The organism is Kitasatospora sp. Root107 (assembly GCF_001424875.1).
Lineage (GTDB): Bacteria > Actinomycetota > Actinomycetes > Streptomycetales > Streptomycetaceae > Kitasatospora.
Genome location: NZ_LMCT01000023.1, coordinates 68078 through 93212, shown reverse-complemented (window position 1 = coordinate 93212; position 25135 = coordinate 68078). Strand labels below are relative to the sequence as shown.

Here is a 25135-nt window from a genome sequence, read left to right as displayed (position 1 = left end):
TCCGGGGCGATCCTCGGTGCCCCTCCCCGGCCGTCCGTACGGGGACGAAAGTCCTGGTGGCGGCCGGTCCGCAGGTGCCACGGGGGCGGGCGGGGGAGGCCGGACGGGTGCCGCCGGGCCAGTAAACTGGCGGCATCCACCGCGCAGCCACAGGGAGAACCGAGCCGCCATGTCACTGACCGGGAAGCACATTCTCTCCAGCGATCTCTTCGACCGGGACGAGTTGGAGCGGCTCTTCGAACTGGCCGACCTGCTGGTGCCGGTGGCCCGGGGGCAGCAGGTCACCCGGGTGCTCGAAGGCGCCGTGATGGCCAGCCTGTTCTTCGAGGCCAGCACGCGGACCAGGCTCAGCTGCGAGACCGCCTTCCTCCGCCTCGGCGGCGGCGTCACCTCCACCACCGGCACGGAGGTCACCTCGATCGCCAAGGGCGAGTCGCTGGCCGACACCAGCCGGGTGGTCAGCGGCTACTGCGACCTGGTGGTGATGCGGCACCCCGAGGTCAGCTCGATCCACGAGTTCGCCGCCGCCACCAACGTGCCGGTGGTCAACGCGGGCAACGGCGCGGGTGAGCACCCCACCCAGGCGCTGCTCGACATGTTCGCCATCCACCGCGAGTTCGGCCGCCTCGGCAAGACCGTGGACGGCAGCCGGATCGCCCTGGTCGGCGACCTGCGGCACGGCCGTACCGTGCACTCGCTGGTCAAGCTGCTCTCTCGGTACGACAACCTGACCATCGTCTGCGTCGCTCCGGACGAGCTGAACATGCCCGCCCACCTGCTGGAGCTGGCGGCCGAGCGGGGCCACACGGTGGAGGAGAGCGACCAGCCGAGCCTGGGGCTCAAGGACGCGGACGTCGTCTACACCACCCGCCTGCAGACCGAGCGCTTCAAGGACCGGCCGCTGCCCTACAGCGACGACTTCCGGGTGGACGCCGCGCTGGCCGACCGGGTGTTCCGGGCGGACGCGGTGATCATGCATCCGCTGCCCCGCGACGGCCGCCCCGGCTCCAACGACCTCAGCCCCGACCTCAACCGCGACCCCCGGCTGGCCATCTTCCGGCAGACCGACGCGGGCATCCCGACCCGGATGGCGCTGTTCGCCTCGGTGCTCGGGGTGGCCGACGAGATCCGCGACTCGCTCCGCCCGGCCCGCTGGTACCGCCCCGAGTACGTCGGGCCGGACGACGCGCCGTTCTACAAGTAGCCGTCAGCCGGGGTTTCGAGCGCCGGCCGGTCCTCGGGATCGGTCGGCTCCGTCGCCTCCATCAGCCGCTCGGCGAGGTCGTCGACCCAGCCCTGCGCCCAGCCGCGCAGGGCTGACACCTGCTCAGGGGCCAGGCCCAGCGCGGTGAAACTCGCGTCGTCGATCCAGTCCGCGCCACTCAGCCGGGACTGCAACTCCGTCAGGTCCAGCCCGTCCGGGCCGGTGTGGTGCCGGCCGAGGGTCTCCAGCTCCGGGTAGGACCAGCGGTCCGAGAGGGCGTGCAGATCCACCAGGTCCCGGGGCAGCCCCCGGTCCGCCAGCGCCCGGACCTCCGTCCCGGCCAAGTCCTCCAGCGCCAGCACCGGACCGTCCGGACCCTGCACCGGCCGCTGCCAGAAGGTCTCCTTCCGGAGCTCCACCCCGTACACCTCGGCCGTCCCCGGGTCGGTCGCCGCCAGTGCCGACACCAGCGGATCACCCACCAGCACCTGGACCGACCAGCCGCGCCGCGCCAGCCCGTCGGCCACCGTCCGGGTCAGCTCCGCCAGCGGCACCGGGCTCTCGGTGGCCAGCTCCACCGTGCGTACCGGCCGCTCCACCAGGCCGTGCGCCCGGGCGGCACAGTCTCCGCCGAGCACCAGCGGGTACGGCCGGCCCACCACGAGCAGATCGGCGAGCAGACGGTGTCCGGTGTCGGTGATAGGTGACATATCGTCAGTATTACGTACGTACCATGAAGGTACGGAGACGCCATGAACCGTCAACAGGTGGAATCCAGCTGCCTACGCTCCGTCGGCCATCAGGGCACGACGCTCGAGCTCGAGTTCCACAGCGGCTCGGTCTACCGCTATCCGGGCGTGCCGCCGGAGGTCCACCGCTCCCTGCTGGCAGCTCCGAGTCTCGGCCGCTACTTCCACGAGCACATCCGTGACCACTACCCGTACGAGCGGCTCACTTGAGCTTTGCGGCCTTCTCGGCCTTCTCCACCTTGGCCGCCTGCTTCATCTCCTGCTTGTGTGCCCGCACCTTCACCAGTGACTCGGGCCCGGTGATGTCCGCCACCGACCGGAAGGCGCCCTGCTCCCCGTACGCCCCGGCGGCCTCCCGCCAGCCCTTCGGCTGCACCCCGTACTGCTTGCCCAGCAGCGCCAGGAAGATCTGCGACTTCTGCTTCCCGAACCCCGGCAGCGCCTCCAGCCGCTTCAACAGCTCCGCCCCGGTCGCCGCACCCTCCCAGACCTTCGCGGCGTCCCCGTCGTACCCCGCCACCAGGAACTGGCACAGCTGCTGCACCCGCTTCGCCATCGACCCGGGGTAGCGGTGCACGGCTGGCTTCTCGGACACCAGCGCGGCGAACTCCTCGGGGTCGTACGCGGCGATCCGGTGGGCGTCGAGGTCGTCGCCGCCGATCCGCTGAAGGATCGTGAACGGCCCGGTGAACGCCCACTCCATCGGGATTTGTTGATCAAGAAGCATTCCTACCAACGCCGCCAGCGGGCTGCGCCCGAGCAGCTCGTCCGCCTCGTCCTGCTGTGCCAGGTGGATCTCGGTAGCCATGCGGTGCAGCCTAGGCGTGCCGCCGGGCCTGAGCCGGGCGGCACGCGGCGGGCGGTGGTGCCGGTCGGCCCTACTCGGTGGTGGCCCACTCGACGAGCTGGACGATCACGCCGTTCGGGTCGGTGACCTGGAACAGGCGCTCGCCCCACGGCTCCTCGCGCAGCTCCATGGTGATCGGCACCCCCGCAGCCTGGAGGCGGGCGTACTCGGCCGCCAGGTCGGTCACCACGAAGGCCAGGATCACCCCGGCGGCGTGCTGGTCCCGGAAGTCCTCCGGCAGCACCTTGAGGCCGCGCCGCAGGAAGATCACATTGGGTGCGCCCTCCCGGGCGAGCGAGGCGAAGCCGTCGGCGGCCATCGCCTCATGGAAGCCGAAATGGCTGGTCAGGAAGGTGGCGGAGGGCTCGACCTGGTCGACGGTGAGCGAGATGGCGGTAGCGGTGATCTGCAAGGTACTCCTCGGTCGGTTAACTCTGTACGGCGTACGTTATACGGCGTACAACGATAGCGCCCGCGGTTTATTCCCGGCTGCCCGAGCAGGAGAGGATGGGCTCATGGCCAAGGACCGAAGCAGCGCAGGCGACCCCTCCCGCACCCTCGCGCTGCTCTGGCGCGAGCCGGGCGGGCCGCCGGTCGGCGGGCGCGGTCCCCGCCAGGGGCTCAGCGTGGACGCGGTGGTGCAGGCCGCCCTCGAACTCGCCGACACCGACGGCCTGGAGGCGGTCTCGATGCGGCGGGTGGCGCAGCAGCTCGGCGTCACCCCCATGACGCTCTACACGTACGTGCCCGGCAAGGCCGAGCTGCTCGACCTGATGCTGGACACGTTGTTCCAGCGGATGCCCCGGCCGGTGCACACCGACGCACCGTGGCGCGAGCGGGTGACCGCCGTTGCCGAGGCCAACCGGGCGCTCTACCTCGCCCACCCCTGGGTGGCCGCCCTGCCCGCGACCCGGCCGCCGCTCGGCCCCGGCCTGATCACCAAGTACGAACACGAGCTGAGCGCGTTCGACGGCCTCGGCCTCCCCGACCTGGACATCGACGCCGCCCTCACCCACCTGCTCGGCTTCGTCCGCTCCACCGCCCGCACCGCCCTGGAGACGCAGGCCGCCGCCGCCGACAGCGCGATCTCCGACGCCGACTGGTGGGAGGCCAACGCCCCGATCCTGGCCAAGGTCTTCGACCCCGAGCGCTTTCCGCTGGCCACCCGGATCGGCACTGCTGCGGGCGAGGCTCACCAGAGTGCCTACAGTGCCGACCACGCCTACGAGTTCGGCCTCCGCCGCGTCCTCGACGGCTTCGCCGCCCTGATCGCGGAGCGGGCCGCCGGGAAGTGACCCCGGGTCAGTCCTGGCCGTCGCAGGGGGTGGTGGCGTCGTCCGGGGTGGTGTGGAGGCGGGCGAGGACGGACTTGAGGGTGGCGATCTCGGCGGGGGTGAGGTCGCGGAAGAGATCGGCCTGGACGGCGGCGAGGGTGGTGTGGACCTCGGCGACCAGGGCGGTGCCGCGGGGGGAGATCTCCACGATGTGGCGGCGGCGGTCGGCCGGGTCGCGGCGGCGTTCGGCCAGGCCGTCGCGTTCGAGGTCGTTGAGCAGGGCGACGGTCACGCTCTTGTCGACGCCGAGGGTCTCGGTCAGGCAGTGCTGGCCGACCGAGCCCTGGTCCTGAAGCACCATCAGGACGTGCCCGTGGCCGGGCTTCAGCCCGTGTTCCGCCATCGCCTTCCTGACCCGGGCGCCGGCGAAGTGGCCCTGGAAGGCCAGGCTCAGTACGGGAAGCTCGTCCATCACGCCGACAACCCTACCTGGGGGTAGATTGTCGGCGTCTGCAGATAGTTGATGACCATCAACTATCTGCTAGCCTCCACGGTATTCGCCCGCGATCCGCCCGGAGGTCCGTCGTGTTCATCGCCTTTGCAGTCACCGCAGTCCTGTTCGCCCTGGTCCTGCTGGCCTCCGCCTCGGCCAAGCTGAAGCGCGACGAGAAGGTGGTGGCGAGCTTCACCGGGATCGGAGTGCCGCTCGGCTGGCTGCCGCCGCTGGCCGCCTGCGAGGCTGCGGGTGCGCTCGGTCTGCTGGCCGGGATATGGATCGGGCCGCTCGGAGTGGCGGCCGCGATCGGTCTCGTCCTCTACTTCGTCGGGGCGGTCGGCGCACACCTGCGCACCGCGGACTACAAGGGCACGCCCCCGGCCGCGGTGCTGCTGGTGGTCTCGGCGGCCGTACTGACGCTGGCGGTCGCGGCGTCCTGAGGTCAGCCGGCCGAGCCGGTCCAGGTGACGGTCTTGGTGCCGTAGTGGAACTCGACGTAGAACGGGTCGGCCCCGCCGTTCGGAAGGGCGTACGCGGACAGGGCGGTGGAATCCTGGCCGGGAGCGACGGCGTTGGCGAGGAACTGCATTCGTCCGCTCCCGTCGATCACGTGGTACATCAGGTTGCCCTTGGTGTTCTTGACGAACGGTGACCCCGATCCGTAGAGCGAGAGCTCCTCGGACCCGGTGTTGACGACGGTGATCCGGACCTCGATGATCTTGGAGTTCTTGGGGATGTCGCCAAAGAAGCCGTCCGGGACGTACGGCTCCGGCTTGGCCATCGTGACCTTCAGCCCGTCCGCGTACGTGTAGGACTCACCGAACGAAAGGTGCCGGGCCTTCTCGTCCGCCGCCTTCTTCGCCTTCTCGGCCTCGAGCCGCGCGAGCTCCGCCTCGACCCGATCCCGCTCCTTCGCCGCCCGCTCCTCGGCGGCTTTGGCGGCGATCTCGGCGCGAGCGCGCGCCTCGTTCTCGTATGTCCGCCGGTCCTCGTTGACCTGGTGCACCCGGACCGCGAAGAACGCCCCGGTGCCGGCCGATATCAGCAGACCGGTGACGCCCAGGATCACGCCCGCGAGTGCCATCGCCCGGTTGGTCGCCAGGTCCTTGCGCGCGAGGCTCAGCCCGATACCACCGAAGATCACGGCGAGCAGGGACGGCAGCCAGGACAGCCAGAACAGGATGAGGGCCAGACCGAAGAGTGCGCCGATGATCCCGAGCACCATCGCGGCGATGCCCAGACCGTTGCGGGGCTGCTGCACCGGTGCCGGGTACGGCTGCCAGTACGGCACGCCCGGGCCCTCGCCCGGCGCAGGGGTGAAGGCGGGGGCGGCGGCCTGGTCCTGCACCGGAGCCTCGCCCTGACCCGGGTTCGGTGAGGCCCACGGGTTGGCGTCGGCCGGGTCCTCGGCGGACTGCGGGCTCTCGGGCGGGGCAGGAGTGGTCATCCGAAATCCTTCGAACGTTGAGACGATGAGCGGCTGTTCGGCCTCGACGCCGAAGTCTGTCCTGCTCCCCCGGCGACAGCGACCCGATTTCCGCGGCCCGGTCACCGGCCCGGGCCGGCGGCTGATCAACATACAGGTGCCCGGCGAAGGCCCGACTTCACGGTCCGGGCATCCGGACTGACGCTCCGTCAGCGGGTGCGCAGCGCGGTGGCCAGCTGGGCCCGGGACCGTACGTCGAGCTTCTGGTAGATCCGGGTGAGCCGGGCCTCCACGGTCTTGACGCTGAGAAAGAGCTTGGCGGCGGCCTCCTGGTTGCTCGCGCCCTCGCCGACCAGGACGGCCAGCCGGAGTTCGGCCTCGGTGAGGGTGGTGGGGCGGAGCAGGCCGGTGTCCGGTACGGACGGGGCCTCGGTGGTGATGTCCAGCCAGGGTCTGGCTCCGGCGAGGGTGAACACCTCGGTCGCTGCCTGCAGGGCCGCCCGGGCCGGCGCCCGTCTGCGGCGGCGGCGTTCGACCCGGGCCAGCGCGAGCAGGGTCCGGCCGCGCTCCAGTGGAAGGTCCGCCTCGGCGAACCGCGCGGCGGTCTGCTCCAGCAGGTCGACGGCGGCGGCCGGATCGCCGGCCGCTGCCAGGCAGAGCGCCTGCGCCCGGTCGAGTGCCGCCAGCACGGTGGTCCGGCCGAGCCGCTCGGCGACCGGGCGTACGCCGTCGAGCAGGTCCGCCGCCTCCTCGGGGGCGTCCGTGGCCACCAGGGCCTCGGCGAGTTCGCCGTGCCAGCGCAGCACCGAGGGGTCGACGACCTGCTGCCCCGCCTCCGAGCCGCCCACTCTGCGGAGTGTGGTGACCGCCTTCACCGGATCGCCGGTGACCAGTTCGACCAGGCCGAGCGCGTGCAGGTTGCGGGACAGGAACACCCGGTCCTGCTCCTCCTCGGAGGCCTGCACCCCGCGTCGGGCGTACCCGGCGGCGCGGCGGAAGCTGCCGCCGGCCGTCTCGGCGATCGCGGCGATGTACCAGGCGGGGCCGGGCGACAGACCGGCCTCGTTGGTCAGGTCGAGGGCGCGCCGGGCGTAGCCGAGCGCGCTCTGGCAGCGACCGCGTCGGGTCTCGACCTCGGCGAGGGCGCGGAGCACGGAGAACAGGTCCTCGGCGGAGCCGGAGCGTTCCGCCGCGGGCAACAGGGCCAGGAGTTGGGTCCGGGCGTCGGCCAGCCGGTCGTCGAACAGGGCATGACGGACCGCCAGGTACCGGGGTGAGTTCAGTATCCCGAGCGGGTCGGTGGGTGCCGGTACGGCGAGCGCTTCGGCCAGGATCCGTTCGGCGCCGGGGTCGCCGAGGATCCGGCCCATCCTGGCCTGGGCGGTGAGTGCCATGGCCTCGGCCACCCGGTCGCCGCTGACGGCCGCGAGCACGCCCGCCTCGGCCGCGGCCGCCCGGGAGCGTACCGGGTCCCCGTCGTAGAGGTTGAGCTTGTTGGCGATCCGCAGCTGCACCGCCGCGCACAGGGCGGGATCACCGGCGGCGTCCTCGATGACGTGCGCGAAGGTCTCGTCGAGATCGCCGAGCGCCTGCCCGGCCGAGTCGATGACGGCCAGTCTGGCGCGGACCCGGTCGGCGGGCGAGGCCTCGCGGGCGAGCACCGCCGCGCCGGCCCGGCGGGCCAGGTCGGCCCGGCCGGCGCAGCCCGCGTCCTCGGCCGCGCCGACCAGCCTGGCCAGCTCCGCCGCCGGCCGGTCGGCGGGGGTGCGTTCGGCGGCCAGCAGGCCGAGTTCGGCCGCCAGCGCACGGTTGCCCCGGCGTCGGCAGGTCGCGGCGGCCGTGGTGAGCTCGGCGGCCAGTTCCTCGTCGGCGGTGTCCACGGCGAGCGCCCGGTGGCGGGCCGCCTCGACCACGTCGTCGACGGCGGCGGCCAGCGCGGCATGGGCGGCCGCGCACCCGGCCCAGCCGGCGTCGGCCGCCAGGGTGGCCGGCAGCAGCTCGGCGGTGAAGACCACCGCGTTGTCGTCCCGTACGGTCAGCAGCCCGGCCCGGGCGGCGGCGGCCAGCGCGGCCTCGGCCTCGGCCGGGTTCCGGCCGGCCCGGCGCAGCAGCGCCGTGGTGGGCCGGGCGGCGAGCGCGGCGTGGAGCAGGGTCAGGTACGCATCGGCGGGGGCCTCGGCGAGCAGCCGCCGGGCCAGCTCTCCGGCCTCACCGGAGAGCGGCAGGGTGTCCGCGTGGTGGGCCGGTCCTGGCGCCTCGGCGAGCGAGCGGCCGACGGCCAGCGCCAGTCGCGGGTTGCCGCCGCTGGCCCGGTGCACCCGGCCGGCCAGCCGGGACGGAAGTCCTCGGCGGACGAGCAGTTCTGACACCTCGTCGGCGTCCAGCGGCCGGAGCGGTACGCGGGGTGTGCCGAGACCGCAGAGCGCGTCGGCGACCTCGCCGCCGTGGTGCAGGGACTCGGCCAGCAGGACCCGCAGGCTCGGCGGTGCCAGGCGGAGGGCGAAGCGCAGCAGGTCAGCGCTCTCCTGGTCGAGCCAGTGGGCGTTGTCCACCACCAGCAGGACGGGGCCGGTGGCGGCGAGCGCGCGCAGCACCTCGACCATCGCGAGCCGGAGGGCGACCCGGTCCCAGCCGGTGTCCGGGGCCTCGGTCTCCCGCCGGAACATCGCGATCGCGAGCCGCTGCGGCTTGGACAGCCGCTCCAGTGCCGCGCAGGGCACCGAGGCCAGCAGGGCGGCGGCCGAGGTGCCGGCCACCTCGAGGTCGGCGGCCTCCGGGGCCAGCCACAGCACGGTCTCCCCGCGCGCCTCGGCGGCCGCCGCGACCGCCTCCGCCACCGTGGTCCGGCCCATGCCGGTGGCGCTCCTGAGGACGGCCCGGCCGCCGGTCCGCAGCATCTCGTCGAGGGTCGTCACGAGTTCGCCGCGCCCGGTCGGGGCGTCCGGTCGTGCGGGTGGTTCCATGTGCGGCCACCAGCCTCTCGGTCTGTCCTGTCCGGCTCAGGTGCCGCCGGTGCCGAGAGAATACGAGGTCGTACGGGGTGCTGGACAGGAGTGTGACGTACGGATCAGCGGCAACGGTCAGGGACCTGCCGGCGCGGGTGCGTCGGCAGGTCCCCGGTTCAGCAGGGGTTCAGCGGTCTCAGAAGGTGAGGCTCCAGGAGTCGATGTAGCCGGTGTCGGCCGAGGCGACGTCCTGGGCCTTCAGGCGCCAGGTACCGTTCGCGACCTCGGTGGACGCGTTCACCGTGTAGGTGGTGATGATGTTGTCCGCGCTGTCGCTGGAGGAGTTCTGCAGGCGGTAGGTGCTGCCGTCGGGGGCGACCAGGTCGACGACCAGGTCACCACGCCAGGTGTGCTTGATGTCGACCGCGACCTTGAGCGTCGCCGGGGCGTTGCCGGTCAGGCCGGTGACCGCGATCGACGAGGTGACGCCGGCGCCGTTGTCGGGGATGGCGACGTCGGTGGTGTTCTGGAAGGTACCGCCGCCCGAGGGCGTACCGGTCACGGCCAGCACGGTCGCGGCCGCGTCGGCCAGCCCGGCGCCGCAGCCACCGGTGCAAGTGCCGGCCAGCGGACGGGCGTTGGTCTTGATGACCGACTCGATCTGAGCGGGCGTCAGGGTCGGCTTGGCGGCCGCCAGCAGCGCGGCCAGACCGGTGATGTGCGGGGCGGCCATGCTGGTGCCCTGGTACGGCGAGTACGTCTCGCCCGACGGAGTGGTGGTCCCGGTGTTCAGGGTGGAGAGGATGGCGTTCTCCGGGGTGGTGACGGTCCCCGGGGTGTCGGTCGCGTTCCGGGTCTCACCGCCCGGGGCGGCGATGTCCACGCTGGCACCGTAGTTGGAGTAGTACGACCGGCTGCCGGCCCGGTTGCTCGCCGCGACGTTGATCACGTTGTTGCAGCTGGCGGGCGTGAAGCCGCTCGAGTCCGCGTTGCTGTTGCCGGCCGACACCACCACGGTGGTGCCGCGCGCGACGGCGGCGTTGATCGCGTTCTGGTACGTGCTGCCGCAGGCGCCGGAGCCGCCGAGGCTCATGTTGATCACCTTGGCGGGCGTCGCGTTCGCCGGGACACCCGCGACGGAACCGCCGGAGGCCCAGGTGATGGCGTCGGCGATGTCGGAGGTCGCGCCGCCGCACTTGCCGAGCACACGCACCGGCTGCACCTTGGCGCCGTACGCGATGCCCGCGATGCCCTTGCTGTTGCCGGTCACCGCCGCGATCGTGCCTGCGACGTGGGTGCCGTGCCAGGAGGAGTTGGAGGCCTTCGTCTGGCCGCACTCGCCCGCCGCGTACCAGTCACCCTGGTCGGCCGGGTTGTTGTCGCGCCCGTTCCCGTCCCGGGCGGCTGTGGAGTCCGCGATGAAGTCGTAGCCCGCCACGATGTTGGTGGCGAGGTCGGTGTGCGCCACGTAGCCGGTGTCGATCACGGCCACGGTCACCCCGGCGCCCGTGGTGGTGTCCCAGGCGCCCGGCACGTTCATCCCGGCGGTCGGCTCGAACAGGTCCCACTGCTTCGCGTACTCGGTGTCGTTCGGCGTGGCCAGCGGGTACGCCCGGCCGTCCGGCTCGACGTACGCCACCTCCGGGTCGGCCCGGAACTGCGTCATGACGGCCGCCGCGTCGGCCGCGGTCAGCCCGCCACCGAGGTTGACCAGCGCGGCGCCGGTGCCCAGCCGGCGCTCGAACTTGAGCGCCTTCTTGCCGGCCTTGCCGCCCTTGGCCTTGGCGTCGTCGGCGGCCGCGGTGTCCGAACCCGCCTCCGCAGCGGTCGACTTGTAGCCGACGATCAGACGCTCGACCGGTGCCGCCGACGCGGCAGGTGCTGCCTCGGCCGGAGCAGGCGAAGCGGCCACGGCCACAGTGGCGGTACCGCCGAGCAGGACGGCGGAGACCGCCATGGCGGATATCAGTCTTCGGCTGGAACCGTTCAAGGTGTTTCCTCTCGACAGCCCACGCCAGGGCAGGCCGGAGCGACCTTCGGCGCACTCCCTGGGGGGGCGGAGCTGTGCAGGTGCAGGTGCAGGTGCAGGTGCAGGTACGGGTGCTGCGGTGCGGGCCCGACGCGGGCCGGCGGTGCCGGTGGCTACCGGACGCCTGGCTGATGGCCGGTGCGCAGACAGTAGGTGGCGGCGGGACGCGTCCGATACGGGGAAACCCCTTGTCCTGCCGCCGAGGGGTACGGCGACTCCGGTGAGTTCCGCCACATCAGCGGTCGGTCACCGTCAACTCGCGCCCGACAGCTGCCGGTTGAGCGACCCCTTGAGGGGCTTGAGCCGACGGAGGGTCAGACCGTCGGAGGCCTGCTTGAAGAGGTACTCGGCCCGTTCGTAGGAGAGCCGGGCGCGACCGGTCTCCGGGCAGAGGTCCGCGGTGGCGAGGCGAGCCGGGCCTGGGCGGCGGTCGGTGAGGAAGAGCGGGCCCCGGGTGCGGCCGTCCAGCAGGCGGGGGAGCAGCCGGGCGGTGCCGGAGCGCCAGCCGATGCCGGGCCCGGCGGTGCGGTCGTCCAGGTCGAGATCCTCGACGTTCAGGGCCAGCACCGCCTTCACCCCGGCGCCCGACTCGCGCAGCAGGCGCCACAGGGTCTGCTCGCGCAGCGCCAGGCCGGGTCGGTCGCAGAGCTCGTCCAGCCCGCCCGGGGAGAGCGGCGGAACGGAGCCCCGAGGTTCGGCTCGGCGCTCCAACAGGTCGGCGGTACCGGCCAGTTCGGCCCATGTCGCGAACGAACGGACGGCCGCCCGGTGCCGGTTCCAGGTCCGGGCCGCCGCCCCGCCCCAGGCCGTCGCGAACACCTCGGCCACCTGACTGGCCGTCAGCTCGGGCAGTGGCAGCCCTTCCCCGAGCGCCAGGCCGAGCCGCCGCAGGGTCTGCCCGTACGAACGGACCGTCGCGGCGTCCAGCCCGGCGTCGGCCAGGAACGAGCGGGTGGCCGAACCGAGGGTGGGCCCGGCCTGGACGTGTGCGGCGAGGGCCTCGGCGCGGCCGAGCAGGAAGGTGCGTTCGGCGGCGTTCCTGGTGAGCGCGGCGGCCCGCTGGAACTCCAGCCGGGCCTCGGCAGGCCGGCCCAGCCGGGCCAGCAGGTCGCCCCGGACGCTCGGCAGCAGGTGGTAGTCCCGCAGCGCGGGGTCACCGGTCAGCGGGTCGGTCAGGTCGAACCCGGCCTGCGGACCGTGGGCCATGCCGACCGCCACGGCGCGGTTCAGCTGCACCACCGGCGTCGGCAGCAGCCGGGCCAGCGCCCCGTACAGGGCGGCGATCTGCGCCCAGTCGGTGTCCTCGGCGGTGCGGGCCTGGGCGTGACAGACCGCGATCGCGGCCTGCAGCACGTACGGGCCCGGCGGCCCGCCCAGTTCGCGGGCCCGGAGCATCGCGGTGAAGCCGCGCCGGATCAGCAACTGGTCCCAGCGGCCCCGGTTCTGCTCGTGCAGCAGGACGGGTTCGCCGGACGGGCCGGTGCGGGCGGCGGAGCGGGAGGCCTGCACCTCCATCAGCGCGACCAGGCCGTGCACCTCGGCCTCGCGCGGGGCCAGCACGGCCAGCAGGCGGCCGAGCCGGAGTGCCTCCTGGCACAGGCCGGGCCGCATCAGGTCGTCGCCCGAGGTCGCCGAGTAGCCCTCGTTGAAGATCAGGTAGATCACTTCCAGGACGGAGGACAGGCGGGCGCCGAGCTCCTCCTCCCCGGGCAGCTCGAACGAGACCTGCTGCTCGGCCAGCGTCCGCTTGGCGGTGGCGATCCGCTGGGTGACGGTCGGTCCGGTGGCCAGGAAGGCGCGGGCGATCTCCTCCGCCGTCAGGCCGCCGAGCAGCCGGAGGGTCAGGGCGGCTCTGGCCTCGGTAGGCAGCACGGGGTGACAGGAGATCAGCATCAGCCGCAGCATGTCGTCGGGCTCGGGGTCCGACTGCTGGTCCAGCTCGTGGGCGAGCAGCTCCTGTTTGCGGGTCAGCAGCTGGGAGCGCCGGATGTGGTCGACGGCGCGGCGTCTGGCGATCGTGGTCAGCCAGGCGCCGGGATTGTCCGGGACACCGGTGGTCGGCCACTGTTCGAGCGCGGCGACCAGGGCGTCCTGAGCCAGCTCCTCGGCCAGGCCGACGTCGCGGACCATCCGGGCGAGGCCGGCGATGATCTTCGCCGACTCGAGTTTCCAGACCGCATCGATCGTGCGGCGGGTATCCAGCACGGGCACCATGACAGCACACCTGCCCCGGCTCGAGAGCAAGCCGGGGCAGGTGTGCTGACGGGACCTCAGTCAGGAGGTGAAGACCTCCTGGATCCGGCTCTCGCCGTCGCCGACGATCCGGCGGAACCGGCGGGCCAGCTCGACCGCCTCCTCCTGCGAGCGGACCTCGACCAGCGCGAAGCCGGCCACCGCCTCTTTGGCCTCGGCGAACGGCCCGTCGGTCACCGTGATCTCGTCGCCCGAGGAGCTCACCCGGATGGTGGCCGGGCCGAGACCGCCGGTGGCCAGCAGGACGCCGGAGGCGGTCAGCTCCTCGATGAACCTGCCCATCTCGGCGAACAGCTTCTCGTCGGGGGTGGAGCTGCCGGCGTTGGTGGTCATCAGGTAGCGCATGGGGTGCCTCCGGTGGGTGTTCGTGTCGGTGCTTCTGCCGGTACGTCGAACGGAGTGATGTGACAGGGAACGCAGGGCATTCCCTGTCACACCACCCGGACGACGTGTCAGCGAGAAACCGAACCCCGGAAGGAAACACCGATCATGACCACCGTTCAGTTCCCCGTCGCCGCCCGCGCCGTCAGCACCCGCTCGCTGCTCACCTGCGCCGTGGTGGCGTCCCCGCTCTGGGCAGCCGTCTCGCTGGCCCAGGCCGCCGCCCGGGAGGGCTTCGACCTCACCCGGCACCCGCTCAGCGCGCTGAGCAACGGCTCGCTCGGCTGGCTCCAGATCACCAACTTCCTGGTCTCGGGCGTCCTCACCGTCCTCGGGGCGAGCGGGCTGCACCGGGTGATGCGGGGCATGGCCGGCGGCACCTGGGTGCCCCGGCTGGTCCGCCTCAGCGGCATCGGGATCATCGCCGCCGGGGTGTTGGTGATGGACCCCGCCGACGGATTCCCGGTCGGCACGCCGTACGGGATGCCGACCGCGCTGACCTGGCACAGCTACGGCCACATGATGGCCGGTCTGGTGGCCTTCGGTGCCCTCGGTGCCGCCTGCTACGTGCTGGGCCGGCACTTCCGTCGCGCCGGGAGCCGTGGTCTCGCCATCGCCTCCCGGGTGGCCGGGACGGCGCTGGTGCTCGGCAACGCCTGGGCGATGAGCGGCGGCCGGGCCGGGACGCTGACCCTGGCCGTCGGAGTGATCGCCGCAATGCTGTGGATCTCGGTGATCGCCGCCCGGTACCGTCAGGCCCGCTGAAGCACCGTCAGCGGGACTCGGGAGTGGTCATGTTCGAAGGCAAGCTGGTCAGGCTGCGCGCTCTGCGCGCCGAGGACGCGGAACACCACCTGCGCTGGCGCAACGACCCCGAGGTGCTACGGCTGGCCGCCGCCGGGGACCCGTGCTTCGGGCCGGTCACGGCGGAGGCGATCGGGCTCGGCTTCGAGACCATGCTGCGGCTGTCGCCGCGCGAGTCGGCGGTGTTCACCGTCGAGGACCTGACGGACGGTCGGGTGATCGGCATGGCCGACTACCGCGACCTGGACCCGTACGGCGGGGTCGCCACCCTGGGCGTGACCATCGGCGAGCCGGAGTACTGGGGCCGGGGCCACGGGTCCGAGGCGCTGGCCCTGCTGGTCGGCCACCTGTTCGGCGCGTACGGGCTGCACCGCCTGGAGCTGGACACCTGGAGCGGCAACGAGCGCGCCGTCCGCGCCTTCACCCGGCTCGGCTTCCAGGAGGAGGGGCGCCGCCGCGCCGCCGTGCTGGTGGCGGGGGAGCGGTACGACCGGGTGCTGTTCGGGCTGCTCCGCGAGGAGTGGGCGGGGCGCGCCTGAGCTGTTCCGAGCCGGCGTCGGGGCCCGGACACCCCCCGACGCCGGCTGCTGTCCAAGGAACGGGGCTGGAGCTGAGACCTCGCCGGAGGGCCTGACGGGCGGTCAGCCCCGGTACGGCGGCGTGATGCCCCAGTCCCAGCGCGGCATCGGGGTCTCGGGAAGCGGCGGCGGATTGGGGCCCGAGTAGATCAGCGCCATCCGGGTGCCCCACTCCAGGTAGTACGCGAGGACGCCCCGGAACTCCGGATCGGCGGGCAGGCCGACCTGGTCGGCGGTGTCCAGCAGCAGGGCGACCCAGCGGCTGCGCTGCTGCTCGGTGACGCCCCGGCCGAGGTGCCGGGAGGCCATGTGCCGGTGGCCGCCGAGCTCGGTGCTGTAGCGGGCCGGGCCGCCGAAGACCTCGCCGAGCCAGGCCGCCACGTGCTGGGCGTGCTGCGGGTCCATCCCGGCGAACACCGGGGCGAGGATCTCGTCCTCGGGGACGCGCTCGTAGAAGCGGGTGAACAGCCGGTCGAAGGCGTCGGCGCCACCGGCCCACTCGTACAGGGTCGGTGTCGATCCGCCCTTGCCCTCGACGGAGGTCACCTCGTAGTGGCGCATCTCCTCGATCGACTCGACGTACGGCTTGATCTCGGCGAAGAAGGCGGCGAAGTGCTCGCCCTTGCGGAAGCCGCCGAGGTGGTCCTCGGCGGAGGTCCAGCGGATCCGCAGGACGTAGGCGGCCGGCTCCTCCGTACAGCGGGCCAGCTCGTAGTCGACACACTGCTCGGCCGCGCCGAGCGGGTCGGCGGCTCGGAGGTACGCCTGCTCGAAGGCGGCGCGCTGCGGTTCGGCGATCCGGTACCGGATGTACTCGACAATCATGTCCTGACTCAACATCACCATCGTTGCGCAGACAAGGACTTGAGGGAGAGAAGCGGTGACGGTGCAGGAGTTCAGGCCAGGTTCCCGGTCATCCGTTCCAGCACGCTGACGGCGGTCCGGTACTCCTCGGGGGAGATGCCGGTCATCGACAACTCACGGAAGGCGGCGACCCGTTCGGCCACCGTGGCGAGCCGGGCGCGGCCGCCGGTGGTGAGTGCGAGGTGGTCCGGGGCCGGCCGGGTCAGCCAGCCGTCGGCGAGGGCCGTGCGGACGGCGTCGGTCAGGGTCGGCGTGTCGGCGTTGGCGGCCAGCAGGGCCAGCACTTCGGGGTCGGTGACCAGCGGCCCGTCCGCGACGACGTTCAGGACCTGCCAGCCGATCCGGGTGATCCCGTACTCGGCCAGCATCGTGTCCATCCGCCGGGTGAGGGCCTGGTCGGTGCGGTTGAGCCAGTAGCCGATGGCCAGTACCCGATGGGGCTTCATGATGCGCTCCGGTCCAGGTCAGTGCTGCGGGGTGAAGGCGTGGGCGTTCTCGGCGGCCCACTGGCGGAAGGTGCGGGCGGGGCGGCCGAGCAGGGTCTCGGTGGTGTCGGCGACGACTGCGGGGTGCTGTTCGGCGGCCTGCCAGAGGTCGAGTAGCGCGCCGACCATCACTGCGGGCATGAAGCCGCCGAGCTGCTGCTCGGCCTCGGTGCGGGTGATCCGCTCGACCGGGATCTCCCGGCCGACGGCGTCCGCCAGGACGGCGAGCTGCGCGCGGAAGGTGAGGGTCTCGGCGCCCGTCAGCGTGACCTGGCGGCCGGTGAGTGCGTCACCGGTGAGCGCGGCGACTGCCACGTCGGCGATGTCCTCGGGGTGGATCGGGGCGATGTCGGCGTCCGGGTAGGCGAGTTGGACCGGCATCGCCCGGCCGACGAAGTAGGCCCAGCCCAGCGCGTTGCTGGCGAAGGCGTCCGGGCGCAGGAAGGTGCTGGTGAGGGTGGAGGCGGTCAGGGCGCGTTCGACCTGGAGGCTGTGGCTCGCCAGGGCGTCCTGCTCCGCGTCGGGGCCGAGCACCGAGGAGGAGGAGAGCAGCACGACGTGCTCGACACCGGCGGCCTCGGCGGTGGCGATCAGCTCGTGGATGCCGGCGGGCTGGGGGTAGAGGAAGACCTGCCGGACGCCCCGGAGCGCGGCGGCGAAGGTCTCGGGCCGGCCGAGGTCGAGCTCGGCGACCTCGACACCCGCCGGGACGGTCAGTTCGGCGGGCTTGGCGCTGGCGGCCCGGACGGAGTGACCGGCGGCGTGCAGGGTGCCGAGAACGGACTGGCCGACCTTGCCGCGGGCGCCGGTGATGAGGATGGTCATGGAGTGTTCCGTTCACTGGGTTCGTTGGTGAAGACATATGCATGCTCGCATGCACACGTTTTCATGTCAACACATGTATTCATAGAGTCATCCAGATACGATGGGGCCATGACGAAGCACGAGCCGAGCGCCTCCGAGCGACTGCTGGACACTGTGGGCCCGGCCTTCGGGAAACTCCGACGGTCCGCCCTGCTGGAGGTCGAGAATCCGGTCTCCCAGAAGGACCTGAGCCGGACCTTGGTCCTCAATATCGTCCTGGAGGCCGAGCAGGCCGCGGAGCAGGACGGCGAGGCCCGCGAGGTCACCGTCGGGGCGGTCGGCGCCCACCTGGGGGTGGATCCGTCGGTGGCCAGCCGGATGGTGTCCGACAGCATCGCCGCCGGTTACCTGATCCGCGCCGCCTCTCAGCAGGACGGCCGCCGTACGGTCCTTCAGCTCAGCGCCGAGGGCCGGGAGTTGATGGCCCGCTTCCGTCGCCACCAGCGCGCCGCCTTCGAGTCGATCACCGCCGACTGGCCGGAGGGGGAGCGGCTGGAGTTCGCCCGCCTGATGCTGAAGTACGTCGCCAGCCAGGACGCCCTGCGGAACCGCTGAGGGCAGTTGATCCGCCGTCAGGTGTTGACGCGAGTGAGTGTGAGTGGTTGAGTACTCACATGCCAACGCAACCACGCCAACTGTCCACCGCCGAAGAGCGCCGCGAGACGGTGCTGCGCACCGCGATCGGGGCCTTCGCCACGCGGGGGTACTTCGGTACCAGCACGATGGAGGTGGCCAAGGCGGCCGGGATCTCGCAGGCGTACGTCTACCGGCTCTTCCCCAGCAAGGAGGACTTGTTCGTCGCCGTCGTCGGGCACTGCTTCGTCCGGATCCGGGGGAGCCTCGAGGTCGGCGCGGCCAATGCCACGAGCGCCTCGCCCGAGGCGGTGCTCGACGCGATGGGGGAGGCGTACGCCCGTCTGATCAGCGACAACGACCTGCTGATGGTCCAGCTGCACGCCCAGGCGGCGGCGGTCTCCGAGCCGGCCATCCGCGATGCGGTCCGGGCCGGGTACGCCCGCATGGTGGAGTACGTCCGCGGGGCCTCGGGCGGCGACGACCGGCAGGTGCAGGAGTTCTTCGCGGTCGGTGCGCTGTGCCACCTGCTGGTGTCGATGGACGTCGACGCGGTGGACGCCCCGTGGGCGCGCACGCTCGGCGCCGGTATCCGGCACTTCTAGGGCAGCCGGGTCTCGGCCCGGCTGTTTCTTTTGACCGCCAAGTGAGTGATCAACCACATACGCCTACCCATGGACCGTCTGGAGATTCTTCATGTACGCCGTCACCACCGCCCCGGTCGGAATCGACCTGCACGCCCCGGGCCGTCCGGGCAGCCCGACGTCATCTCGGTGGTCAAGCGGGCTCCGGGCCGACGGCGCATCGCCTGGCCACCGGCTGCGCAACCTCAAGGAGCGCGCCGAGCGGGGCGCGTGACCCGGGGTCCTTGTTTTTGACCCAATGAGTGAGTGAGTGACCACACAAGGAGTTGCTGTCGTGTCCGAGCCGATGGGTGGACGAACCACCCGACCCGCCACTGTCCTCGCCGTCCTGGCCGCCGCGCAGTTCGTCGTGGTGCTCAGTACCTCCGTCGTCAACGTCGCCCTGCCGGCCATCCGCGACGGGGTCGGGCTCTCGTCCGGCGGGATGACCTGGGTGATCAACGCGTACGGTCTGGCCTTCGGCGCGCTGCTGCTGCTCGGCGGGCGGACCGCCGACCTGCTGGGACGTCGGCGCGTCCTGCTCGCCGGGCTGGCGGTCTTCGCCGCCGCCTCGCTGGCCGCAGCCTTGGCCGGCAGTTCGGGGCACCTGGTGGCGGCCCGTGCGGTCCAGGGCGTGGGCGCCGCGGCCATCGCTCCCGCTGCGCTGTCCCTGGTGATGCAGGTGTTCCCGCCGGGGCCGGGGCGTGGCAAGGCACTCGGTGTGTGGGGTGCGGTCTCCGGCGGCGGTGGCGCCGCCGGGGTGCTGCTGAGCGGGATCCTGACCGCGAGCCTGGGCTGGCAGTCGGTGTTCTACGCCAGTGCGCTGAGCGCTGCGCTGGTGCTGGTGGCAGGTGTGCGCCTGGTGCCCGCCCTGGCCCCGTCCGGGGGCGGCCTGCGGAGGATCGACCTGGTCGGCGCGGTCACGATCACGGCGGCCCTGGTCGCGCTGGTCTACGGGCTGACCCTGGCCGGCCGCTCCGGCTGGACCGATCCGTGGGTGGCGGTCAGCGGTGCGGTGGCGGCAGCCCTGCTGGTGGTCTTCGCCCGCACCGAGCGTCGGCACCCCGCGCCGCTGCTCCCGCCACGCCTGCTGCGCACCGGCTCGGTCGGGTCCGCCAACCTGCTGATGGCCCTGCTGGGCGCGGTCTGGATCGGACTCTTCTTCTTCCTGCCGCTCTATCAGCAACAGGTCCTCGGCGACGGCCCGTTGCAGGCCGGACTGTCCCAACTCCCGCTCGCGGCAGCGAACATCATCGGGTCCTCGCTGGCTCCGAGGATCGCTCGCAGGCTCGGTCCCACTCCGACGCTGGCCGGGGGCCTGGCGTTGCTGGCCGGCGGGTTCGCCTGGCTGTCCGGTATCTCCGCGCACGGCAGCTTCGCCGCCGACGTGCTCGGCCCCACCCTCGTGATCGGCCTGGGCCTCGGCATCGCCTTCGTGCAGCTCACCGCAGCCGCGGTGGCCGGCGTACCGGGAGCGGACGCGGGGCTCGTCGGCGGCCTGGTCAACACCACTCGGCAGATCGGCGGCGCGGTCGGACTGGCCGTGCTCGCCACCCTCGCCGCCTCCCGCACGGCGGCGTACGGGATCGGCCATCCGTACGCCGTGGCCCTCACCGAGGGCTACCGGACCGTCTTCCTGCTCTCGGCCGGGGTGGCCGCCGTCGCCGCCGTGCTGAGCCCGTTGCTGACCCGTGGTGCGCTCGATCACTCGCTGCTCCGCATCGAGGCCCGCGCCGAAGCAGGCCGGTAGACCCTCGCTGTATCACCCAACTCCCTTCTCACAGAACTGGATTCACCGATGAACAAGCCCTACCTGACCGGCCACTACACCCCCGTCGCCGACGAGATCTCCGCCACCGGCCTCACCGTCGAGGGCAGCCTGCCGCCCGAGCTGACCGGCCGGCTGATCCGCAACAGCCACAACCCCAAGCCCGGCATCACCCCGACCCACTGGTTCAAGGGCAGCGGCATGGTGCACGGCATCCGGCTCCGCGACGGCCGCGCCGAGTGGTACCGCAACCGCTGGGTGCACACCCCGGCGCTGGACGGTGCGCCGTACCTGACCGAGCAGGGCCCGGACCTGACCGCCAGCACCGCCGGTACGCACGTCATCGAGCACGGCGGGCGCCTGCTGGCGCTCTGCGAGGCGAACCTCCCGTTCGAGCTGACGGCCGATCTGGAGACGGTCGGTGCGTACGACTTCGGTGGGAAGCTCACCTCGGCGATGACCGCACACCCCAAGGAGGACCCGGTCACCGGCGAACTGCACTTCTTCGCCTCCTCGCCGTTCCCGCCCTACCTGATCCACCACGTGGCCGCACCGACCGGCGAACTGCTGCACAGTCAGGAAGTCCCGGGCGCCACCGCCGCGTTGAAGCACGACTTCGCCATCACCGAGCACCACGTGGTGTTCCTGGAGGGATCGGTCACCTTCGACCACACCGAGCACTCGGGTATCCCGTACGGCTGGAGCGACACCCAGCCGACCCGGATCGGCATCATGCCGCAGGGCAACGGCGGTGCGGGCAAGGTCCGTTGGTTCGAGATCGGCCAGGGCTACGCGATGCACCTCGCCAACGCCTACGAGGACCGGCAGGGCCGGATCGTGGTCGAAGGCCCGTCCGTGGGGCGGACCGGCTGGCAGCGCTCCTGGAACTGGTGGGTGGGTGCGCCGGACCGCGGGGCCGAGCCCAACTCCGGCTCCCGCAGCGTGCGGTGGACCGTCGACCTGGTGGCCGGCACGGTCCGGGAGGAGTACACCGACGACCTGACGGTGGAGTTCCCGACCATCAACGAGGAGTACCTCGGCCGGGAGCACCGCTACCAGTACGCGCTCTCCTTCCCGGACGACCAGGGCATCGGCAACCACGCGCTGGTCAAGTACGACCGCTCGACCGGGGCCCGACAGCTGCGTCCGGTCGGAGTGGGCCAACTGCCCAGCGAGGCGCTGTTCGTCCCGGCCGCCGGAGCCACCGGGGAGGACGCCGGCTACCTGCTCACCGTGGTCAGCGACCTGAACGCCGACGCCTCCCGGCTGCTGGTCCTGGACGCCTCCGACCTGTCCCTCCCGCCGGTCGCCACCGTCCACCTGCCGCGCCGGGTGCCCGCCATGATCCACGGGTCCTGGATCCCGGACTCCGCCCTGAACGGCTGAACCCGTCCGGCCCTGGTCGCCCGCTCGGTCGGCCGCAGTATGCGGCGCAAGCGGGTGAACGGCTCGCCAGGACGTTCGGTCGCCCGCCTCGCCACGGTATGCCTGCCAGGACTGAGTAACCGTCAGGGCCCGGGCGCGCGGCCCGGAACAGGTGGGTTCATGATCCCTCGAAGCTGGCGCACGATGGCCACCGCCCTCACCACGGCGGTGGCCACGGCCATGACCGTCGGAGCCGCGGGCCCGGCGCCCGACCAGTACGACGAATTCGGCCCGGAGATCGCGGCGATCATGAGCAAACCGGCCTACCAACACGCCCAGTGGGGCCTGTTGGAGATCGACGAGGCCACCGGGCGGGTGATCCACTCGCGGTACGCCGACCAGTTCTTCATCCCCGGCTCGACGACCAAGCTGGTCAGTGTCTCGGGGGCCTGGCACACCCTCGGCGGCGAGCACCGGTTCACCACGCCGGTGCAGGCCATCGGCGACCGCGACGGTACGGCGCTGAACGGTTCGCTGGTCCTGGTCGCCCAGGGCGACCTCACGATGGGCGGCCGGACCAAGCCGGACGGCGGCGTCGACTTCACCACGATCGACCACACCTACGCGAACGACGTCCCGGGCGCCACCCTCACCCCCGAGAACCCGCTCGCCGGACTGGACGAGATCGCCGGTCAGGTCCGCGCGTCCGGGCTCACCGAGATCCGGGGCGACCTCGCCGTCGACCCGCGGCTCTTCACCACCTCCGAGGGGCTCGACCCGGGTCCGGACCCGCTCATCGTCAACGACAACGTTATCGATCTGCTGACCACCCCGGCCGCCCCCGGCGCGCCCGCTCAGCTCAGCTGGCGGCCCCAGGTCGCGCCGTACCAGGTGGAGTCGACCGTCCAGACGGTCGCCGCAGGGGGAGCCACGGACATCCAGGTCGCGGCCTCCCCGGACGGCACCCACATCACCCTGTCGGGCACGATCGCCGCCGACGCCCCGCCGACCCTGCGGATCTCCCACGTCAAGGATCCGAACGCGTTCGGACGGACGGCCCTGATCGAGGCCCTGGCCAGGGCGGGTGTCACCGTCACCGCACCGCCGACCGGACCGAACCCGGTCGGTGTGCTGCCCGCCACGTACGACGGCACGCAGCGCGTCGGCGCGTATGTCTCCCCGGTCTTCGCCGAGTACGGCAAGCTGATTCTGAAGGTCAGTCACAACCTCGGGGCGAACCTCACGATCTGCCTGATGGCCGTCACGGCGGGCAGCCATGAGTGCTCCGGGGGCTTCCCGGTGCTGAACGGCTTCCTGCGCCAGGCGGGCATCGACCCGACCCAGGTCCAGCTGCTCGACGGCCGCGGCGGCAACCCCGTCGACCGGGTCACCCCGCGGGTGGAGAACGAGATCCTGCACTACTGGCAGGGCACCCCGGAGGCGGACCGATTCCGCGAGGCGCTGCCGATCCTCGGCGTGGACGGCTCGCTGGCCACCGCGTGCGAGGGCTGCCCGACCTGCCCCGGCAAGGGCAAGGTGTGGGCCAAGCCCGGCTCCGTCATCGGGTACGACGCGGTCAACGAGCGGCTCGCCGTCGGCGGCGAGACCCTCGGGGGCTACCTCGACGCGGGGCACGGGCGGCTGCACACCTTCTACCTGGCCGTGAACGGTGCCTCCACGCCGGACATCAACAGCTTCTTCGACATCATCAACGACCAGTCACGGATCGCCGGTCTGCTCCAGGAGCAGGCGGAGAGGGCTTCCTGACGGAGGCTCCGAAGGCCCCGACTGTTGGACGGTCGGGGCCTTCGCGCTGCTTGAGCCCAGGCGCTTCGGCTCAGGCGGGGATGTCGTCCACGGTGGCGACGACGACGCCGAACAGGTCGGCGACGGTGGTCAGGGCAGCGGACTGGAGCGCAGCGGCCGGCAGGACGGTGCCGTCGGGGCCGGGGAGGGCCCGGGTGGCGGTGGTCTCGGCGACGACGGTCGACCGGTAGCCGAGGTTGAAGGCACCCTGGGCGGTGTAGCTGATGCACATGTGGGTCATGAACCCGGCCAGCACCAGATCCTTCCCACTGCCCGGGGCTGCACCCAGGTCGGTCAGGGCCTTCTCCAGCTCGGTGGCGTGGAAGGCGTTGGGGACCTGCTTGACCACAACCGCTTCGCCCTCGACCGGGGCGACCTCGTCGCTGATCTCGCCGATCTGGGCGCGGATGTCGTACGGGGTGCCCTCGCCGCCGTCGTTCAGGACGTGGACGACCGGCGTGCCGGCGGCCCGGGCCCGGGCCAGCAGGCGGGCCCCCGCCGCGAGGGCCTCCTCGGCGCCGTCGAGGGCCATGACGCCGGTGCGGTAGGTGTTCTGAAAGTCGATCATGATCAGGACGGAGTCGCTCAGGCGGGCCGGCCGGTTGTCCAGGCCGCTCAGGTCGCGCAGGGTGGTGGACGGGCTGACGGTGCTCATTCTCTGGGCCTCTCAGTAGTCATTCGGGCATGGCGAAGCCGCACGGCTCGCGTGTGAGGGGGGTCTGGGTCTGGGGGGAGGGGAGGGGTCAGGCGGACTGGGTGCGGAAGCGGCGGCGGTAGGCGGCCGGAGTTGTGGCGAGCTGCCGCCGGAACGCGCGGTGCAGCGTCTCGGCCGAGCCGAAACCCGCGACGGTGGCCACCTGCTCCAGCGGTGAGTCGGTGCTCTCCAGCAGCCGACGGGCCGCCTCCACCCGGGCGGCCTGGACGTAGTCGGCCGTACCGGTGCCCGTCTCCTGCTTGAACACCCGGGCGAAGTGACGCTCACTCAGACACATCCGGGCTGCCAGGGCAGCCGCGGACAGGTCCTCGTCGAGGTGGTCGGCGATCCACAGGCGCAGCTCGTCGATGTCGCGGCGGGCGGAGGCCGGGCGGCTCAGCGGTACCGAGAACTGGCTCTGGCCACCCTGCCGCTTGAGGTACATCACCAACTGCCGGGCCACCGCCAGGGCGACCTCCTCACCCTGGTCCTCCGCCACCAGAGCGAGCGCCAGGTCGAGGCAGGCGCTGATCCCCGCACCGGTCCAGAGCCGGCCGCGGTCGGTCCGGACGAAGATCGGATCCGGGTCGACCGTGACAGCCGGATGATCGGCGGCCAACTGAGCCGCCGTCGACCAGTGCGTGGTCGCCGTCCGCCCGTCGAGCAACCCGGCAGCCGCCAGTACGTGCGCACCCACACAGACCGACGCCACCCGCCTCGCGTGCGGTGCGGTCTCCTGCACCCACGCCACGATCTCCGGGTCGACCTTCGCCACCGGCCCGTCGTCGGTCATCTCGACCGCCCCGGGCACCAGCAGCGTGTCCAGCTGCCCCCCGACCTGATCAAAGGTCAGATCGGTCAGCAGCCGCACCCCCGCCGACGTCCGCACCTCACCTGCTACCGGCCCCGCCAGCCGCACCTGGTAGCCGGCCCGGCCGGCCGTCTCCCGGTTGGCCAGCGCGAACACCTCGGCCGGGCCGGTGACATCGAGCAGGTCGACGTCGGGGAAGACCGCGATGACGACGCGGTGGGGAGTGGGCATGCGTCCATCGTGGCCGTCGCCGGGCATGGCCGCAATGACGATTCCCTGTCACATCCGGACATCCG

General features: G+C 72.2%; 26 protein-coding genes. 12 read left to right on the top strand and 14 right to left on the bottom strand.

Annotation, left to right across the window (positions count from 1 at the left end; genetic code table 11):
* Window positions 1-169 precede the first annotated feature (169 nt).
* Window positions 170-1204 carry an aspartate carbamoyltransferase gene (pyrB, locus tag ASC99_RS20510; protein ID WP_057234161.1) on the top strand — a complete coding sequence of 345 codons (1035 nt, stop codon included), beginning with the start codon at window positions 170-172 and terminating at the stop codon, window positions 1202-1204.
* On the opposite strand, the gene ASC99_RS20505 is transcribed toward pyrB, so the two are convergent.
* Window positions 1195-1914, bottom strand: a complete 720-nt coding sequence (locus ASC99_RS20505) for a hypothetical protein (protein ID WP_057234159.1) — start codon at window positions 1912-1914, stop codon at window positions 1195-1197. The genes pyrB and ASC99_RS20505 overlap by 10 nt on opposite strands.
* Before the next feature lie 42 nt (window positions 1915-1956).
* Between ASC99_RS20505 and ASC99_RS20500 the strand changes: the two genes are divergently transcribed.
* The gene (locus tag ASC99_RS20500) at window positions 1957-2163 is read left to right on the top strand and encodes a KTSC domain-containing protein (protein ID WP_057234157.1); all 207 of its coding nucleotides are present in this window, start codon (window positions 1957-1959) and stop codon (window positions 2161-2163) included.
* Here the strand turns inward: ASC99_RS20500 and ASC99_RS20495 are convergent.
* Complete coding sequence (locus ASC99_RS20495; RefSeq protein WP_057234155.1) at window positions 2156-2761, bottom strand: HhH-GPD-type base excision DNA repair protein; 606 nt, start codon at window positions 2759-2761, stop codon at window positions 2156-2158. The two genes, ASC99_RS20500 and ASC99_RS20495, sit on opposite strands and share 8 nt — an antisense overlap.
* Before the next feature lie 70 nt (window positions 2762-2831).
* On the bottom strand, window positions 2832-3212 hold the full coding sequence (locus ASC99_RS20490; RefSeq protein ID WP_057234153.1) for a VOC family protein: 381 nt from the start codon (window positions 3210-3212) through the stop codon (window positions 2832-2834).
* Window positions 3213-3315: 103 nt separating this feature from the next.
* Between ASC99_RS20490 and ASC99_RS20485 the strand changes: the two genes are divergently transcribed.
* Complete coding sequence (locus ASC99_RS20485) at window positions 3316-4095, top strand: TetR/AcrR family transcriptional regulator (RefSeq protein ID WP_057234152.1); 780 nt, start codon at window positions 3316-3318, stop codon at window positions 4093-4095.
* A 7-nt stretch (window positions 4096-4102) separates the two neighbouring features.
* On the opposite strand, the gene ASC99_RS20480 is transcribed toward ASC99_RS20485, so the two are convergent.
* On the bottom strand, window positions 4103-4546 hold the full coding sequence (locus ASC99_RS20480) for a MarR family winged helix-turn-helix transcriptional regulator (protein WP_057234150.1): 444 nt from the start codon (window positions 4544-4546) through the stop codon (window positions 4103-4105).
* 113 nt (window positions 4547-4659) lie between these two features.
* Between ASC99_RS20480 and ASC99_RS20475 the strand changes: the two genes are divergently transcribed.
* Window positions 4660-5010: a DoxX family protein gene (locus ASC99_RS20475; RefSeq protein ID WP_057234148.1), complete on the top strand. Its 351-nt coding sequence runs from the start codon at window positions 4660-4662 to the stop codon at window positions 5008-5010.
* 2 nt (window positions 5011-5012) lie between these two features.
* Here the strand turns inward: ASC99_RS20475 and ASC99_RS20470 are convergent, their stop codons facing one another.
* The 5 genes from ASC99_RS20470 to ASC99_RS20450 form a co-directional block, all read right to left on the bottom strand.
* Window positions 5013-6017 (bottom strand): DUF4190 domain-containing protein, encoded by a 1005-nt coding sequence (locus ASC99_RS20470; RefSeq protein ID WP_057234146.1) that lies wholly within the window; start codon window positions 6015-6017, stop codon window positions 5013-5015.
* Between the two features lie 188 nt (window positions 6018-6205).
* Entirely contained in the window at window positions 6206-8959 is a 2754-nt protein-coding gene (locus ASC99_RS20465; protein ID WP_057234144.1) for a LuxR family transcriptional regulator, read from the bottom strand.
* Window positions 8960-9137: 178 nt separating this feature from the next.
* Window positions 9138-10898 (bottom strand): S8 family serine peptidase, encoded by a 1761-nt coding sequence (locus ASC99_RS20460; RefSeq protein ID WP_057234142.1) that lies wholly within the window; start codon window positions 10896-10898, stop codon window positions 9138-9140.
* 324 nt (window positions 10899-11222) lie between these two features.
* Window positions 11223-13184: a DUF6596 domain-containing protein gene (locus tag ASC99_RS20455; RefSeq protein ID WP_082598481.1), complete on the bottom strand. Its 1962-nt coding sequence runs from the start codon at window positions 13182-13184 to the stop codon at window positions 11223-11225.
* Window positions 13185-13244: 60 nt separating this feature from the next.
* Window positions 13245-13568, bottom strand: coding sequence for a YciI family protein (locus ASC99_RS20450; RefSeq protein ID WP_057234140.1), 324 nt, complete (start codon window positions 13566-13568; stop codon window positions 13245-13247).
* Between the two features lie 144 nt (window positions 13569-13712).
* Here ASC99_RS20450 and ASC99_RS20445 point away from each other — a divergent pair, with 144 nt between their 5' ends.
* A complete protein-coding gene (locus ASC99_RS20445; RefSeq protein WP_057234137.1) occupies window positions 13713-14369 on the top strand; it encodes a DUF998 domain-containing protein in 657 nt (218 codons plus the stop codon).
* Window positions 14370-14398: 29 nt separating this feature from the next.
* Window positions 14399-14947, top strand: a complete 549-nt coding sequence (locus ASC99_RS20440; RefSeq protein ID WP_057234135.1) for a GNAT family N-acetyltransferase — start codon at window positions 14399-14401, stop codon at window positions 14945-14947.
* Window positions 14948-15049: 102 nt separating this feature from the next.
* Here ASC99_RS20440 and ASC99_RS20435 read toward each other — a convergent pair whose 3' ends face one another.
* From ASC99_RS20435 to ASC99_RS20425, 3 genes are all read right to left on the bottom strand, one after another.
* Window positions 15050-15811: a group II truncated hemoglobin gene (locus tag ASC99_RS20435; RefSeq protein ID WP_057234133.1), complete on the bottom strand. Its 762-nt coding sequence runs from the start codon at window positions 15809-15811 to the stop codon at window positions 15050-15052.
* A 71-nt stretch (window positions 15812-15882) separates the two neighbouring features.
* The gene (locus tag ASC99_RS20430) at window positions 15883-16296 is read right to left on the bottom strand and encodes a MarR family winged helix-turn-helix transcriptional regulator (protein ID WP_057234131.1); all 414 of its coding nucleotides are present in this window, start codon (window positions 16294-16296) and stop codon (window positions 15883-15885) included.
* Window positions 16297-16314: 18 nt separating this feature from the next.
* Window positions 16315-17160: an NAD(P)H-binding protein gene (locus tag ASC99_RS20425; protein WP_057234129.1), complete on the bottom strand. Its 846-nt coding sequence runs from the start codon at window positions 17158-17160 to the stop codon at window positions 16315-16317.
* Window positions 17161-17268: 108 nt separating this feature from the next.
* Between ASC99_RS20425 and ASC99_RS20420 the strand changes: the two genes are divergently transcribed.
* The 6 genes from ASC99_RS20420 (at window position 17269) to dacB (ending at window position 23295) form a co-directional block, all read left to right on the top strand.
* Complete coding sequence (locus ASC99_RS20420) at window positions 17269-17754, top strand: MarR family winged helix-turn-helix transcriptional regulator (RefSeq protein WP_057234127.1); 486 nt, start codon at window positions 17269-17271, stop codon at window positions 17752-17754.
* Window positions 17755-17813: 59 nt separating this feature from the next.
* The gene (locus ASC99_RS20415) at window positions 17814-18377 is read left to right on the top strand and encodes a TetR/AcrR family transcriptional regulator (protein ID WP_057234126.1); all 564 of its coding nucleotides are present in this window, start codon (window positions 17814-17816) and stop codon (window positions 18375-18377) included.
* A 91-nt stretch (window positions 18378-18468) separates the two neighbouring features.
* Complete coding sequence (locus ASC99_RS38760; protein WP_157531652.1) at window positions 18469-18630, top strand: hypothetical protein; 162 nt, start codon at window positions 18469-18471, stop codon at window positions 18628-18630.
* A 60-nt stretch (window positions 18631-18690) separates the two neighbouring features.
* Window positions 18691-20145, top strand: a complete 1455-nt coding sequence (locus ASC99_RS20410; protein ID WP_057234124.1) for an MFS transporter — start codon at window positions 18691-18693, stop codon at window positions 20143-20145.
* Between the two features lie 48 nt (window positions 20146-20193).
* Window positions 20194-21549 carry a carotenoid oxygenase family protein gene (locus ASC99_RS20405; RefSeq protein WP_057234122.1) on the top strand — a complete coding sequence of 452 codons (1356 nt, stop codon included), beginning with the start codon at window positions 20194-20196 and terminating at the stop codon, window positions 21547-21549.
* Window positions 21550-21708: 159 nt separating this feature from the next.
* A complete protein-coding gene (dacB, locus tag ASC99_RS20400) occupies window positions 21709-23295 on the top strand; it encodes a D-alanyl-D-alanine carboxypeptidase/D-alanyl-D-alanine-endopeptidase (protein ID WP_082598480.1) in 1587 nt (528 codons plus the stop codon).
* 70 nt (window positions 23296-23365) lie between these two features.
* On the opposite strand, the gene ASC99_RS20395 is transcribed toward dacB, so the two are convergent.
* Window positions 23366-23989 carry an isochorismatase family protein gene (locus ASC99_RS20395; protein WP_057234118.1) on the bottom strand — a complete coding sequence of 208 codons (624 nt, stop codon included), beginning with the start codon at window positions 23987-23989 and terminating at the stop codon, window positions 23366-23368.
* Window positions 23990-24077: 88 nt separating this feature from the next.
* Entirely contained in the window at window positions 24078-25070 is a 993-nt protein-coding gene (locus ASC99_RS20390) for a GlxA family transcriptional regulator (protein WP_057234116.1), read from the bottom strand.
* Window positions 25071-25135: the final 65 nt, after the last annotated feature.

What these genes read in the sequence shown, in the direction of transcription:
- ASC99_RS20420 (WP_057234127.1), top strand. Translation starts at nt 17,269, where the DNA reads ATGACGAAGCACGAGCCGAGCGCCTCCGAGCGACTGCTGGACACTGTG.
- ASC99_RS20460 (WP_057234142.1), bottom strand. Translation starts at nt 10,898, where the DNA reads ATGGCGGTCTCCGCCGTCCTGCTCGGCGGTACCGCCACTGTGGCCGTG.
- pyrB (WP_057234161.1), top strand. Translation starts at nt 170, where the DNA reads ATGTCACTGACCGGGAAGCACATTCTCTCCAGCGATCTCTTCGACCGG.
- ASC99_RS20485 (WP_057234152.1), top strand. Translation starts at nt 3,316, where the DNA reads ATGGCCAAGGACCGAAGCAGCGCAGGCGACCCCTCCCGCACCCTCGCG.
- dacB (WP_082598480.1), top strand. Translation starts at nt 21,709, where the DNA reads ATGATCCCTCGAAGCTGGCGCACGATGGCCACCGCCCTCACCACGGCG.
- ASC99_RS38760 (WP_157531652.1), top strand. Translation starts at nt 18,469, where the DNA reads ATGTACGCCGTCACCACCGCCCCGGTCGGAATCGACCTGCACGCCCCG.
- ASC99_RS20480 (WP_057234150.1), bottom strand. Translation starts at nt 4,546, where the DNA reads ATGGACGAGCTTCCCGTACTGAGCCTGGCCTTCCAGGGCCACTTCGCC.
- ASC99_RS20425 (WP_057234129.1), bottom strand. Translation starts at nt 17,160, where the DNA reads ATGACCATCCTCATCACCGGCGCCCGCGGCAAGGTCGGCCAGTCCGTT.
- ASC99_RS20390 (WP_057234116.1), bottom strand. Translation starts at nt 25,070, where the DNA reads ATGCCCACTCCCCACCGCGTCGTCATCGCGGTCTTCCCCGACGTCGAC.
- ASC99_RS20455 (WP_082598481.1), bottom strand. Translation starts at nt 13,184, where the DNA reads ATGGTGCCCGTGCTGGATACCCGCCGCACGATCGATGCGGTCTGGAAA.
- ASC99_RS20440 (WP_057234135.1), top strand. Translation starts at nt 14,399, where the DNA reads ATGTTCGAAGGCAAGCTGGTCAGGCTGCGCGCTCTGCGCGCCGAGGAC.
- ASC99_RS20505 (WP_057234159.1), bottom strand. Translation starts at nt 1,914, where the DNA reads ATGTCACCTATCACCGACACCGGACACCGTCTGCTCGCCGATCTGCTC.
- ASC99_RS20435 (WP_057234133.1), bottom strand. Translation starts at nt 15,811, where the DNA reads ATGATTGTCGAGTACATCCGGTACCGGATCGCCGAACCGCAGCGCGCC.
- ASC99_RS20430 (WP_057234131.1), bottom strand. Translation starts at nt 16,296, where the DNA reads ATGAAGCCCCATCGGGTACTGGCCATCGGCTACTGGCTCAACCGCACC.
- ASC99_RS20465 (WP_057234144.1), bottom strand. Translation starts at nt 8,959, where the DNA reads ATGGAACCACCCGCACGACCGGACGCCCCGACCGGGCGCGGCGAACTC.
- ASC99_RS20495 (WP_057234155.1), bottom strand. Translation starts at nt 2,761, where the DNA reads ATGGCTACCGAGATCCACCTGGCACAGCAGGACGAGGCGGACGAGCTG.
- ASC99_RS20450 (WP_057234140.1), bottom strand. Translation starts at nt 13,568, where the DNA reads ATGCGCTACCTGATGACCACCAACGCCGGCAGCTCCACCCCCGACGAG.
- ASC99_RS20415 (WP_057234126.1), top strand. Translation starts at nt 17,814, where the DNA reads ATGCCAACGCAACCACGCCAACTGTCCACCGCCGAAGAGCGCCGCGAG.
- ASC99_RS20395 (WP_057234118.1), bottom strand. Translation starts at nt 23,989, where the DNA reads ATGAGCACCGTCAGCCCGTCCACCACCCTGCGCGACCTGAGCGGCCTG.
- ASC99_RS20405 (WP_057234122.1), top strand. Translation starts at nt 20,194, where the DNA reads ATGAACAAGCCCTACCTGACCGGCCACTACACCCCCGTCGCCGACGAG.
- ASC99_RS20470 (WP_057234146.1), bottom strand. Translation starts at nt 6,017, where the DNA reads ATGACCACTCCTGCCCCGCCCGAGAGCCCGCAGTCCGCCGAGGACCCG.
- ASC99_RS20500 (WP_057234157.1), top strand. Translation starts at nt 1,957, where the DNA reads ATGAACCGTCAACAGGTGGAATCCAGCTGCCTACGCTCCGTCGGCCAT.
- ASC99_RS20445 (WP_057234137.1), top strand. Translation starts at nt 13,713, where the DNA reads ATGACCACCGTTCAGTTCCCCGTCGCCGCCCGCGCCGTCAGCACCCGC.